The organism is Haloimpatiens lingqiaonensis, assembly GCF_901447495.1.
In the GTDB taxonomy this organism is placed as follows: Bacteria; Bacillota; Clostridia; order Clostridiales; family Clostridiaceae; genus Haloimpatiens; species Haloimpatiens lingqiaonensis.
Map to the genome: position 1 here is coordinate 1 of NZ_CABDWS010000035.1, position 13,173 is coordinate 13,173.

Here is a 13,173-nt window from a genome sequence, read left to right on the forward strand (position 1 = left end):
AGCAACTATGGAATTGGGAGAATCCCCACAGAAAAACATAGATACTTTCTTATCTATACTAAAATATAAAAATAAATAAGTTTATAGTCAGTTAAATGACTGCTATAAACTTATTATACGAGGAGGATTATATTATGGAAAAAAGATCTAAAGGAGTTAATATAAAAAATTTAAGTAAAATATATATTGGGGCTAATAATAATGAATTTAAAGCTGTTGACAATATATCAGTAGACATTAGACCAGGAGAATTTGTAACTTTACTTGGACCATCTGGATGTGGTAAGACTACTACATTGAGAATGATAGCTGGATTTGAAATCCCAACCATGGGAGAGATATATCTAGGGGGAGATAAGATAAACGATCTTCCACCAGACAAAAGAGATAGTGCTATGGTTTTCCAAAGCTATGCCCTTTTCCCTCATTACAATATTTATGATAATATAGCATATGGTTTAAAGTTAAAGAAAATAAGTAAGGATGAAATAAAAAATAAAGTAGATAATATTATTGAACTAGTGGGATTAAAGGGAATGGAAAATAGATATCCAAACCAATTATCCGGAGGGCAGCAGCAAAGGGTTGCGCTAGCTCGTGCACTAGTTATGGAGCCAGGAGTATTGCTATTTGACGAACCTCTTTCAAACCTTGATGCAAAGCTTAGAGTATATATGAGAACAGAAATTAGAAAAATACAACAAAAGGTTGGTATTACAGCAGTTTATGTTACTCACGATCAGTCAGAAGCTATGAGCTTATCTGATAGAATCATTATAATGAACAAAGGAATAATTGAGCAGGTTGGAACTCCTAAAGAGGTTTATTACACACCAAAAACAGAATTTGTTGCGGATTTCATTGGTACAGCAAACTTTATAAGTGCTACAATAGATAGTGTAGAGAATGGCATAGCGGAAGTTTCTATTTGCGGCAAAAAAATGAGCATACCTTATAAGGGAGATAAAAAAGGTGGCAGTGCTTGTAAATTGGTTTTAAGACCAGAGGCAGTGGAAATAGGCAGAGAAGGATTTTTAGAAGGAAAAGTTACACTATCAACATTTATGGGTTCTTACCAAGATTATGTGGTTAAAGTAGGAGAGGAAGAAGTTAAAATTCAACATAACAACCCTCAGGTAAAAGAAATTTTCAATGAAGGGGAAAATGTAAAAGTAAGCTTCTCACCATATAATGTTCATATAATATAATATTAGTGAGAGGTAAAAAGTAAGAGGTGAAAAGTAAAAAGTAATAAGTAAAAAGTAAGAGGTAAAAAGTAAGAGACCAGCTAGTAAAAGTCAATAAGTTTTTATAAAAATTTTTATTAATAAAAATAGGCATAACAAAAAGTCCATTGAAAAACACGAACAATGGAAAATGGCTCCTAATTGTTTTAGCCGTTAGGCTGCGCGGGTTGATTTATTGTTTAGATACATTTTTGAATGTATTTTGGGGTCACGTAATTCATACTCCTTTTGGTTTTTAAGAACAGAGAATATGTAGTTAATTAGCTTATGCATTATTGCAACTAAGCCTACTTTTTTCTTTTTACCTTTCATATTCTCATTATAGAAATTTAGTAGAACTTTATTTATAGGTTCACCTTTTCTATTCTTACGTATGGATGCTAACGCGACAGCGTATAAGGCTCTACGGCCTATTCTGGTACCTCGTTTAGACATGGCATTTCTGTCACTAGTAAACTTACCAGATTGGCTAACAGAGGGATCTAAACCAAAATAAGCAACTAAGTGTTTAGGCTTAACAAAGCCTTTAATATTGCCTATTTCACTCATTATTGTAATGGCAGTTAGTGCTCCAACACCTGGTATTGAGTAAAGTAATTGTACATTTTTCTTAAATTCATCAGATACTTCATTACTACGCATTAATAGATGAATTTCTGTTAATAGATTTTCAATTTGGATTTCTAGTGATTCTATTACTGCGATAGTATTAATTATTTTTACAAACAGACTTGGTGATTTAAGGCCAATGTAAACAGCGTCCTCTGCAGCAGCATATAGCTTTTTATAAGTTTTTTCACTGTGTGCTAGCCCTCTTTTGGAACTGGTTGAAATGAGGTTAATAAGTTCATTTCTATCAGCATTTAAAACTGCTTCAGGGCTAGAATACTTTTTTAATATAGCTATTGATGTTTTTCCAGTAATGTCCGAAAAGACAGTGCTATAACTAGGAAATATAACTCTTAAATCAGTAGAAAGCTTTTTCTTAAATGCAGATTTACTATCAGTAAATTTATAGTAATCTCTACAAAGAGACTTTAAAGTGTAGATTTCAACATCAAAATCAGAAGAATATTTAACATTTTGAAATTTACCTATAGTAGCAATGGTTAATGCATCTTTTTTATCATTTTTCACTTTTCTTATTCCACTATTTTTGTTACAATTAGTAATGAGTGGATTAAGGATACATACTTCAAATGTATCTTTAAGAAAGTGGAAAAGAGTAAGATGGTATACACCAGTAGATTCCATGAAAATACCAGTTTTCATGTTAAACTCTTCTTCCGCTTTTTTTATTTGATCTACTAGGTAATCAAAACCATTTCTGCTATGCATAATCTTAAAAGGCTTTCTATAAATTTCACCGTTAGGTGCTAGTATGGCAACTACTGAGAAGTCTGCTGATACATCAATTCCAACTGTTGGTCTATAAAAAAATTTACTCATATATATTATCTCCTTTGTTTTTGAGATAGAATAGATATTCCATTTCTATCAGTAATTTTGTAACCTTGTTTGTGACACAGGTAATTCCCGAAGGGAAACCTAACCAGCTAAACACAGAATTCTCACTGATGGAATGATACTCTCTTCTACGGGTAATAATGACTCGCTAGAGTCACTTCCCAGGTAAAAACCATCTATCTTCTATTCAAGAGATATTATACATCAATATTAACTAATTTGGTTTCCTTTTAAGGGAAAATAGAAAACTAAGTTAGAGTAGAAACATGCACCCTATCGGGTAAAAAAATTACGAATAATAGAAAAAAATCAGTTATAATGTTCGTAGGTAATATAGATAGTTTTCTATTGAATGTTATGACTACATTATACAAGGTAAAAAGTAAGAGGTGAAAAGTAAAAAGTAATAAGTAAAAAGTAAGAGGTAAAAAGTAAGAGGTAAAAAGTAATAGGCAAGAAGTAAGGAATTAATAAATAATTGAAAATTATTATTGCATGGTTATGTTTAGGTATTTAGATGATAAGCAAATAAGGTCCTAGGGGCCTTATTTGTTTATATTAAGAATTAAGTCATATATTTTACTTTTCTTATATATGAAACAACTATTTTCTTAGACATTACTTGCTTATAGTAAAAAGTAAAAATTATAATCTTAAAAAATACAATTTATAAATTATTTTAATATGGGACATTTAATGGGAGGAGGTGAGTTGTTGCAATAAATCTATAAAAGTATGACAGATCAGAAATATTTCAGAAACATTGAAGGGTGAATTAAAGAATGTCTATATATTTTTATAGATTATGGGCAACTAAGGCTATATGCTGATTCATGAGGTGGTTTTAAGGATTGCTCTTGCGGTTATAGTAGGTGGATTAATTGGGTATGAAAGAGAATTCAAGAATAGACCAGCAGGCTTTAGAACTCACATTTTAGTTTGTGTAGGTGCTGCGGTGATTTCTATGATTCAATTATATTCAGTGGAAGAAACTACTAGATTAATATTAGCACATCCACAGTTACAATCTGCTTTGAAGGCTGATATTGGAAGGCTTGGGGCACAAGTTATAAGTGGCATAGGTTTTTTAGGTGCAGGTACTATAATTCATGAAAAAGGGTCTGTTAAAGGGCTTACTACTGCGGCAAGTCTTTGGGTAGTAGCATGTATTGGATTAGCAGTGGGCCTTGGATACTACACTTTAACTTTGCTATCAACAGCTGCTGTTTTTATGGTACTAGCTTCACTTAAAAGATTTGAGGCTAGATTTATGGAGAAAGGGAATTTAGTTAAAATTGAACTTCAATATATTGATAAAAAGCAATTAACATATATTATTGAAGGATATTTTGAAGATAAAAATATAAAAGTACAAAACATTGAATTTTCTTTAGAAGATGATGATAATATATATAAAAGCAGTCTTTATACTGTATTGGTACCTAGATATATTAAAATAAGCAAAATAATTCAAGAATTATCGGTTTATGAAGGGATAGAAAAAGTTAATTTAGTTGAATAACTATATGCCGATTGTTTTATAGGATGGTGACAAGGAAGCCACTGTTGCTTGTTTAGGTGGTAATTGACAGAAATTTAAGCATTTGAAAAATAATTTAATATAATAAAATTCGATAATTTTAACGAATACAGCTCAATTGTGATACAATTGAGCTGTATTAATTTATCTGATATTTATTAACTCAACTTTCTCATATAAATTTTAAATTTAGTATAGATTCTAAAAAGGAGAGTTTTATGAAAAAAATTTTTTCATTTAAAAATAGACTTTGGTTTAGAAATAAACATAAAGGAAGTTTTAAGGATAAGTTGTTTAGGGGATTCCTATTAGTAGGAATATTGCCTCTTTTGAGTATGACTATTTTTTTCTACCACAACACTAGTAAATCTATTACTAGTAAATTGGATATTTCGGTAAAAGAAAATTTAGAGGTAGTAAGTAAGCTTATAGATTCGTCACTAGGAAGTTTTATAAGCATAAGCAATTATATATCAGAAAATAAAGAAGTAAGAGAAATTTTAAAGAAAAAAGATTATAATAGTTATGAAGAAAAATTTTCAGATATTCAGAAAATATATAGGATAACTAGCGGGGTATTAGCTACACAAAAAAGGGACGTGCCTATATACATAACTGGAATGAGCCGATACAGCCATTTTAGTACTACGGATTATTATCCTCCTATATATGAGAACTTAAATAGTGATTTTTTTAAATTAATTGATAAAAGAGAAAATGAAAAATTTTTATATGTACATAGAAGAGTAGATGGAAAAGATAGAAAAGATATTGTAATGGCTATAGGAAAGGAAATAAAGGACATAGAAAGTGGAGAAAAAATAGGATATGTAGTGGTTGACTTATATGATGACTATTTTAATGATATTTTTAAATACTTAAAAGTTTATAAGGATAATAATATTTTTGTTTTAGACAGAGATGGAAAAATTATAACGGATAAAATAAACAAAAATAAAACTGGATTTTACTTTTATGAAGAGTACTTGGATGAAGTGCTTAAGAATAATAAAGGAAAATTTCCTTGTACTTTAAACAATAAAAAATACACTGCTTATTTTACAACTTTAAGTGATACAGGACTTAAAATAGTGGAAATAATTCCACAAAGCCAATTATATAAAGATAAAAGAGTCATTATATTTACTTTCATGTTATTGCTTATTTTATTTGCTGTACTAGCTATAATTACTTCTTTTGTGTTGTCTAAAAATATATCTAAGCCTATAAATGAACTATCTGATTTAATGGATAGGGTGGAAAAGGGCGATAGAAACGTGAATTTTTCTATTGATACAGAGGATGAAATTGCTCACATGGGTAATAGCTTTAACAATATGCTTAAGGAGATTAATAGGTTAATAGAAGAAGTTTATGTTAAACAGTATTTGCTAAAGGAAGCAGAATTCAAGGCTCTTAAAGCTCAAGTAAATCCTCATTTTTTATATAATACATTGGAGTCAATTAATTGGATGGCAAAGCTTGGAGATTTGCAAGGAGTAAGCACTATGGTCACAAGTTTAGGAAAGTTTTTACGATATAGTATTAGTAAAAAAGGTGATATAGTAACAATAGAAGAAGAGATGCAACAGGTTAATAATTATTTAACCATACAGAAAATTAGATATGGAGATAAATTTCAGGTATTTATTGAAGTAGAAGAGGATGTTTATAAGCAAAATATTCTTAGGCTTTTAATTCAACCATTGGTGGAAAATGCTATAACTCATGGTTTGGAACAAAAGAGAGGTAAGGGCAAGCTTATTATAAAAGGATATTTAGAAGAAAATATAATTTATATTGATGTTATAGACGATGGCATTGGAGTTGGAAATAGCAATAGTTCAGGAGAAAAAATAGGTTTAAGTAATGTGGACAATAGAATAAAGATTCAATATGGAGATGAGTATGGAGCAACATTACTTAGTGAAGAAGGATTTACTATATCTAGAATTAGTATACCTGCTGGAGTGTAAAAGTGTAGAGTAATGTTTAGTATATAAGCCAGTGAAGAGTAATGTAGAAAATTTAACGTTAATATAAACAGAGCTTTTAGCTTCAGATGGAGTTTTTACTCCAACTGAAGGTTAGAGATCGTTATCCAGGGACGTAGCTGCCGTTATCTCCCACTTTGTTAGAAGTGGGAGTGCTACGGCAGGTAGTCATCGGATAAAAAATATTCCATCTCCTATAGGTGGGAGAGTTCACATTGAGATTACATAGTAAAGTTCATTGCATGTATAAATTTAGTAGTTTGAGGAGGATATACTTTTGGTTAAAGTCATAGTGGTAGATGATGAGTATTTAGCTAGAGAGGGTATGAAAAGAACCATTGAGTGGGAGAAATATGGCTGTACTATAGTTGGGGAAGCGGAGGATGCATTTGGTGCAATAGAACTGGCAAAGGTTGAAAAACCGGATTTAATTATAACGGATATAAATATGCCGGAAATGAATGGATTAGAAATGGCTAAAAATATTAGAGAAATTTTGCCTAATAGCAAGTTTATCGTAATTACTGGCTATGACGATTTGAATTATGCAATAGGTGCTGTTAAAGTTAATGCTATGGATTTTTTATTAAAGCCTATAGATGAAAAGGAATTTTTGAATGCTATAGAAAAAGCAGCTAATGAATGCGTAAAGACGAGAGAAAGTGTATCTATAACACAAGAAAAAATGTTATTAGATATGATGAGAGGTAAGATAGGAAGTTATGAAAATATTTATGAAGAGATAAGAAGACACAATGTATCCTTACAAAAACTTTTGATTGTTTCTATTCAAAATGATAATTATGAGAAAATATTAGAAATGGATAATATGAAATTAATTTATGAGCAGAATCAAATAATTAGAGAGGCAGTAAATAAATCCTTTTTGGAGGAACACTATGTTATTGAATGTCATGAGGACAAGCTAGCATTGATATTAAGTTGTAATAATATTAGTTGTGAAAAGGAAATTCAAAATAAGCTGAAAAATATCCAAAGCATTGTAAAATCTAGATGTAATATAACTATTAGTATGGGTGTTTCCTCTATAATGAATTTTGAAGACATACAAAATATATATAGTCAAGGAAAAAAGGCTTTAAAAAACAGATTATACAGCGGTAAGGGCAGCATAACTTATTTTAAAGATATGAGTAAAGAAGTTTGTGATGAAGATAAGTTAGAATGGGGTAATTTACATCAAAAGGAAAAAGAACTTGTACTAAGCATAAAAGCTTGTGATAAAAAGAGAGTTAAGGATGGATTAAAATACATTTATCATGATATATTTAAATGCAATAAGATAAGCGATGATACCATAAAACAAATAAGTATAAATTTAATTCTAAAGTCATTAGAGAGTCTTAAGGATTTTAATATTAATATGGCAGATATAGTAGGAGAAAATTTTAATGTTTACAAGAAAACTACAGAACTTAATACTCTTGAGGAATTGTATGCATGGGTTGAGAAGCTAATATTTGAAATACTATATGCCATAAAGGAAGTTAAGGTAGAGATAGCGGAGTCAGGAATAAAAGATGCCTTAGACTACATGACGGAGCACTATAATGAAAATATTTCTTTAAACGACGTGGCGACGAAAGTTTATTTAAGTGAAAGTTATTTAAGTAGAAAAATTAAGAAAGTAATGGGTGTAAGTTTTGTGGAGTACTTAACAAAACTTAGGGTAAGTAAAGCCATGGAATACTTAACAGAGCCTGAGGCAAAGATAGCCGAGGTGGCATCTAAAGTAGGTTATACAGATTACAGATATTTTTCTCATGTTTTTAAAAAGTACACAGGCTATTCACCTAGTGAGTTTATGAAAGTACCCTTATAAGCCCAAGTGATATGCTCCCTTCTAGGTAGATAAGTGAAATAATAAAAACTTGTTTACTTAGAAGGGAATATTTTTTATGTCAAAAACAAATATTAGCCCAGAAGAGAAAATAGCTGCTATGAATAGCTCCCTATATAAAAAAATAATAGAAAATAGCCCATGAATAGATTATATCTATAAAAATATTTAAATAGATAACTTATGATATACTATTAACGGGTATAAAGTATACAGGCAAGGAGGGAAATTTTTTGAAAAAAGATAGAAAATCAATGGTTAAAAAACTTTCTATAGTAGCCATTGTTGTAGGAATTTATTTATTAATTCCTCCGGTGAAGAATACCGTAAACTCAATGATAGCTGTTTTGAGTAAATTTAATGTAGATGCGGCTAAGGAGTATATATTATCTTTTGGAATATGGGCACCAGTTATATCATTCCTTTTGATGATGCTGCAATCCATAGCAGCACCATTGCCAGCATTTATTATAACTTTTGCTAATGCGGGATTGTTTGGATGGTGGCAGGGAGCTATATTATCTTGGACAAGTTCCATGGCAGGAGCAGTATTATGTTTTTATATTGCAAAATTTTTAGGAAGAGATGTAGTTGAAAAGCTAACGAGTAAATTTGCTTTAGAAAGTATTGATAATTTTTTTGAAAGATATGGTAAATTTGCAATTTTAATAGCTAGGTTGTTACCATTTATATCCTTTGATGTGGTAAGCTATGCAGCCGGTCTTACATCTATGGGATTTTGGTCATTCTTTTGGGCTACAGGAATTGGGCAACTACCAGCAACTATAGTATATTCTTATGTTGGAGGTATGCTAGTTGGAGGAACAAAAAAATTAGTATTTGGACTTCTTATCTTATTTGCATTAACAATACTTATATACTTAATTAAGAGAATTTGGAGTGAAAAAAATAATAAAGAAGCATTAAATAAAAATTAAATTAAAGGAATGAATTTATGAAGAAAAATAATATATCACAAAAGTTGTATATACCAAAGGAATTGCAAGAAATTATAAAAGAATATGGTGAAAAGTGTGTAGATTGCAAGCAGTGTATGATTAAATGTCCCATGCTAAATGACTTTTGTAATTCTCCTAAAAAATTATTGCAGGAACTTGCAGAGGGAGATTTTGATGCGATACTTCCATACTCTTGTGCTTTATGTGATTGGTGTAGTGAGGTTTGCCCTAAAGGAATAGATTTTAAGAAAATTTTCTATTCCATGAGAAAAGATGTAGCCAAAAATCATACGGAAACTTTAAAAAAAGTGAGATATGGAGTGGTTAAATATCATCAAAAGAACAGTTTTTCAAAAATATTTACAGCTAATCATCAGCCTTTAAGTAAAAGAGATGACGGAAAGGTAAAAAAAGTTTTTTTACCTGGATGTAGTTTGGCGTCTTATAGCCCTATGTTAGTTATGAAAACTTATGAGTATTTAAGGAATAATTTTAATGATATGGGCATTATCTTAAAGTGCTGTGGAAAGCCTACTTATGATATGGGAGATGTAAGGAGTTTTGAAAATTATTTTAATTCATTGGAACAGGATATAGAGGCAATGGGAGCTACAGAGGTGATAGTGGCTTGTGAAAACTGCTATAAGACTTTAAGCGAAAATTATAAGAGGGGAAAAGTTAAATCTCTATGGAGCGTTATGGCAGAAAAGGGCGTTCCAGAGAAAGTAAAGGGGAGCTATAGTAATTTGAATTATACTTTTTCATTGCATGACCCTTGCTCTATAAGAGATGAAAAGGAAATACATGAATCTGTTAGATTCATATTAAATGAAATAGGAATTAAAAATAAGGAATTTAAATTTTCAAAGGATAAAACTTCCTGTTGTGGTTTTGGTGGTATGATTGGGGTAACTAATAGTGATATTTCAAAGGCACAAATGAAAAAAAGAGCTTCAGAGGCAGAGGGAGATTATATTGTATCCTATTGTCAATCTTGTGTGGAAGCAATGAATGTGGCGGGAAAAGAATCTGTACATATTTTAGATTTGATTTTTAATGAGCAAGTAATAGAAGAGAATATCTTTAAGCAAAAGGATATAAAAACTATAAATAAATGGATTAACAGATATAAGTTAAAAAAAATTATAGCATCTATGAAATAAGTATAATAAATTTAAAAGGGTGATTTTATGAGTAAAAAGTCTATTAAGTTTTTAAAGTATATTTGTAGTTTTGCAATATTGGCAATAGCTATATACTTTTTGAACAAATGGAATGTATTTAAGAATTTTTCTCCCAAGGAATTGAAGGAGTATTTAGGTAATTATGGGATTTGGGCTTCAGTAGTGTACATAATAATGTTTACTTTAGTTCCGCTGACTTTATTTCCTGATTCTGTTTTGGCCATAGGTGGGGGACTTGCTTTTGGACTTATAAAAGGAAGTATTTATACACTTATAGGGGCGGTATTGGGTGGAACGTTATCTTTTTATATAGCAAGATTTTTGGGAAGGGATTTTGTAAAGAAATTAACTAGTCATAAATTAGCTCATTTTGAGAAGTCTCTAGAAAAAAATGGATTTGTAGTTGTATTACTTCTTAGAATGATACCACTATTCCCTTTTGATATTGTAAGTTATAGCGCAGGATGTTCAAATATAAGATATAAGGATTTTATATTTGCTACACTTATAGGAACCATACCAGGTATAGTGGTTTATACAAATTTGGGAGATAAATCTGCTAATATAGGTTCAAAATCTTTTTATGTGTCTATTTGCCTTTTAATTTTATTATTTTTGGCATCATTTTTATTAAAGAAAAAATTCTCTTTTAAAAATTTAAAAGAGATTAGAGAAGAATGATAAATTAAATACTTAGTTTTTAAAATATTGAACATTTATTGAATGAAGCTATTTTTATTGTAATTACATTTGAAAGGAGCAATTCATATGAAAAAAATATTCAAAAAGATGCTTATATTAATAATGGTAGGAATTTTATCGGTATACTTAGTTGCTTGTGGTAAAGAAAGTAAAAAGGAAAATTCAAATTTAGGAAAAAACAATTGGGAAACTATTTTAAAAAATAGCAAGGAAAAGAAAGTTAACATATATATGTGGGGCGGAAGTGAAGAAGTAAATAAATATATGGATTCTTTTATAGCACCAAAGGTTAAAGAAAAATATAATATAGACTTAAAAAGAGTTCCAATTAAAGATGCTAAAGATATGATAAATAAACTTTTGACAGAAAAACAAGTTAATAAAAAAGAAGGAACTATAGATGTATGTTGGATTAATGGTGAAAACTTTAAATTAGCTAAAGATAATTCTCTTTTATGGGGAAGTTTTGTAGACAAACTACCTAATTACAATAAATACATAGATAAATCTGCTAAAGATATGACAAAGGATTTTGGTGAAGATACCAATGGATTAGAGGCACCTTGGGGGAAGGCTCAATTTGTTTTAGTATATGATAGTGATAAGGTAAAAAATCCGCCAAAATCTATGGAGGAACTTAAGGATTGGGTCAAGAAAAATCCAGGAAAATTTACTTATCCAGCACCACCAGATTTTACAGGCAGTGCTTTTGTACGTCAGTGTTTACTAGGACTTGTTGATGATTATAGTAAATTTCCAAGTAATGTAGATGAGAAAAAATTTAGTGAGGATGCTAAACCACTTTGGAATTATTTAAAGGAAATTAAGCCTAATTTATGGAGAGAGGGTAAAACTTATCCAGAAAGTTCTGGAAAATTAGATGAGTTATATGCTAAGGGTGAAGTTTGGATGACCATGTCATATAACCCAGTTCATGCATCTAATAAAGTTAGAAAAGGTACTTTCCCTAAGAGTACAAAAACCTACGTTTTGGATAAAGGAACTCTTTCTAATACACATTATTTAGCTATACCATTTAATGCACCTAATAAGGAAGCAGCTATGGTGGTAATTGATTTCATGCTTTCTCCAGAAGCTCAATTTGAAAAAGTTGATCCTAAAGTTTGGGGAGATGGAACAGTTTTAAGTTCAGAGAAACTTTCAAAGGAACAAAAGGAAAAATTGAAATCTATGATAAATGGAGAAGGAACTATTTCACAAGAAGAGTTAGAAAAACACAGAGTGCCTGAAATTCCATCATCTTATGTGGAAATAATAGAAAAGGGCTGGATGGATAATGTGGCAAAGGATTAAACCTTATATATTTGTTTTGCCAGCTTTTTTAGTGGCTTCCACCTTAATTTTAGGAGGATTAATAGAAGGGGTACTTGGAAGTTTAGGAGTTTCATATTTACAGGACAGTGAAGCTATTTCTTTTAGGTTTTATAGGGAACTGCTACATTCAAAGGATTTTTGGAAAAGTTCCTTTCTAACCCTGAAAATATCCATAATAAGTACTGTCATAGCTGCCATATTAGGATTAATAATCATTTTTATTTTATTTCTTATGAGAATTAAGAAAAAAAATCATGCTACTGGACTATGGAGAATTTTTCAAATACCTATGTTGTTCTCTTATCTAATAGGTGCTTATGCTATATTTTTATTGTTGTCCCAAAGTGGATGGATTTCTAGTATATGTTATAGATTGGGAATAATAAAATCTATGAATGCATTTCCTATACTGGTTAATGATGAGAGATCCATAGGAATCATAACAGCATATGTATGGAAAACAACACCTTTTATGGTGCTTATGTTGTATCCTGTACTTTTAAAAGTAGAAAACAATTGGTGGTATGTGGCCAGTACATTGGGGGCTAATAGATTTAATTTTTTTAAAGAAGTAGTTTTGCCAATGCTTAAATCTCCACTTACTTCAGCTGCGTTTATAGTATTTTCTTTTAGTTTTTCTGCTTTTGAAGTGCCATATTTATTGGGGGTTTCTTATCCAAAGGCTTTAGGAGTATATTCTTATGAGATGTATGTTAATGGCAATTTTTCTAATAGGCCATTGGCATTAGCTACTAATATAATAATATTTTTATTTATAATATTTATAGCTATTTTGTATTATTTTTTAAGGAATAAGGAAGAAAATAATTTTAAAATGTAAGGAATAAGTTAGTATGAATAAAAAAGTACAAGTTTTTTTTCTA

10 protein-coding genes are annotated in these 13,173 nt (G+C 30.1%); 9 read left to right on the forward strand and 1 reads right to left on the reverse strand.

Annotation, left to right across the window (positions count from 1 at the left end):
- Positions 1-134: 134 nt before the first annotated feature.
- A complete protein-coding gene (locus FGK85_RS08350) occupies positions 135-1,208 on the forward strand; it encodes an ABC transporter ATP-binding protein (RefSeq protein ID WP_138205564.1) in 1,074 nt (357 codons plus the stop codon).
- Between the two features lie 192 nt (positions 1,209-1,400).
- On the opposite strand, the gene FGK85_RS08360 is transcribed toward FGK85_RS08350, so the two are convergent.
- Positions 1,401-2,696, reverse strand: a complete 1,296-nt coding sequence (locus FGK85_RS08360) for an IS110 family RNA-guided transposase (protein ID WP_138205568.1) — start codon at positions 2,694-2,696, stop codon at positions 1,401-1,403.
- Between the two features lie 841 nt (positions 2,697-3,537).
- Here FGK85_RS08360 and FGK85_RS08365 point away from each other — a divergent pair.
- The 8 genes from FGK85_RS08365 (at position 3,538) to FGK85_RS08400 (ending at position 13,130) form a co-directional block, all read left to right on the forward strand.
- Positions 3,538-4,236 carry an MgtC/SapB family protein gene (locus FGK85_RS08365; protein WP_138205570.1) on the forward strand — a complete coding sequence of 233 codons (699 nt, stop codon included), beginning with the start codon at positions 3,538-3,540 and terminating at the stop codon, positions 4,234-4,236.
- A gap of 236 nt (positions 4,237-4,472) precedes the next feature.
- On the forward strand, positions 4,473-6,230 hold the full coding sequence (locus FGK85_RS08370) for a sensor histidine kinase (protein ID WP_138205572.1): 1,758 nt from the start codon (positions 4,473-4,475) through the stop codon (positions 6,228-6,230).
- Between the two features lie 295 nt (positions 6,231-6,525).
- Positions 6,526-8,091: a response regulator transcription factor gene (locus tag FGK85_RS08375; RefSeq protein WP_138205575.1), complete on the forward strand. Its 1,566-nt coding sequence runs from the start codon at positions 6,526-6,528 to the stop codon at positions 8,089-8,091.
- A gap of 251 nt (positions 8,092-8,342) precedes the next feature.
- On the forward strand, positions 8,343-9,047 hold the full coding sequence (locus FGK85_RS08380; RefSeq protein ID WP_396276601.1) for a TVP38/TMEM64 family protein: 705 nt from the start codon (positions 8,343-8,345) through the stop codon (positions 9,045-9,047).
- 17 nt (positions 9,048-9,064) lie between these two features.
- Positions 9,065-10,231, forward strand: coding sequence for a (Fe-S)-binding protein (locus FGK85_RS08385; protein WP_138205577.1), 1,167 nt, complete (start codon positions 9,065-9,067; stop codon positions 10,229-10,231).
- Positions 10,232-10,258: 27 nt separating this feature from the next.
- Complete coding sequence (locus FGK85_RS08390) at positions 10,259-10,933, forward strand: TVP38/TMEM64 family protein (protein WP_138205579.1); 675 nt, start codon at positions 10,259-10,261, stop codon at positions 10,931-10,933.
- Positions 10,934-11,020: 87 nt separating this feature from the next.
- Positions 11,021-12,268: an ABC transporter substrate-binding protein gene (locus tag FGK85_RS08395; protein ID WP_243122840.1), complete on the forward strand. Its 1,248-nt coding sequence runs from the start codon at positions 11,021-11,023 to the stop codon at positions 12,266-12,268.
- Positions 12,252-13,130 carry an ABC transporter permease gene (locus FGK85_RS08400; protein ID WP_138205581.1) on the forward strand — a complete coding sequence of 293 codons (879 nt, stop codon included), beginning with the start codon at positions 12,252-12,254 and terminating at the stop codon, positions 13,128-13,130. Before FGK85_RS08395 ends, FGK85_RS08400 begins: the two co-directional genes overlap by 17 nt.
- Positions 13,131-13,173 lie beyond the last annotated feature (43 nt).

Coding starts and splice junctions, on each gene's coding strand:
- FGK85_RS08350 (WP_138205564.1), top strand. CDS start 135: ATGGAAAAAAGATCTAAAGGAGTTAATATAAAAAATTTAAGTAAAATA.
- FGK85_RS08360 (WP_138205568.1), bottom strand. CDS start 2,696: ATGAGTAAATTTTTTTATAGACCAACAGTTGGAATTGATGTATCAGCA.
- FGK85_RS08365 (WP_138205570.1), top strand. CDS start 3,538: ATGCTGATTCATGAGGTGGTTTTAAGGATTGCTCTTGCGGTTATAGTA.
- FGK85_RS08370 (WP_138205572.1), top strand. CDS start 4,473: ATGAAAAAAATTTTTTCATTTAAAAATAGACTTTGGTTTAGAAATAAA.
- FGK85_RS08385 (WP_138205577.1), top strand. CDS start 9,065: ATGAAGAAAAATAATATATCACAAAAGTTGTATATACCAAAGGAATTG.
- FGK85_RS08390 (WP_138205579.1), top strand. CDS start 10,259: ATGAGTAAAAAGTCTATTAAGTTTTTAAAGTATATTTGTAGTTTTGCA.
- FGK85_RS08395 (WP_243122840.1), top strand. CDS start 11,021: ATGAAAAAAATATTCAAAAAGATGCTTATATTAATAATGGTAGGAATT.
- FGK85_RS08400 (WP_138205581.1), top strand. CDS start 12,252: ATGTGGCAAAGGATTAAACCTTATATATTTGTTTTGCCAGCTTTTTTA.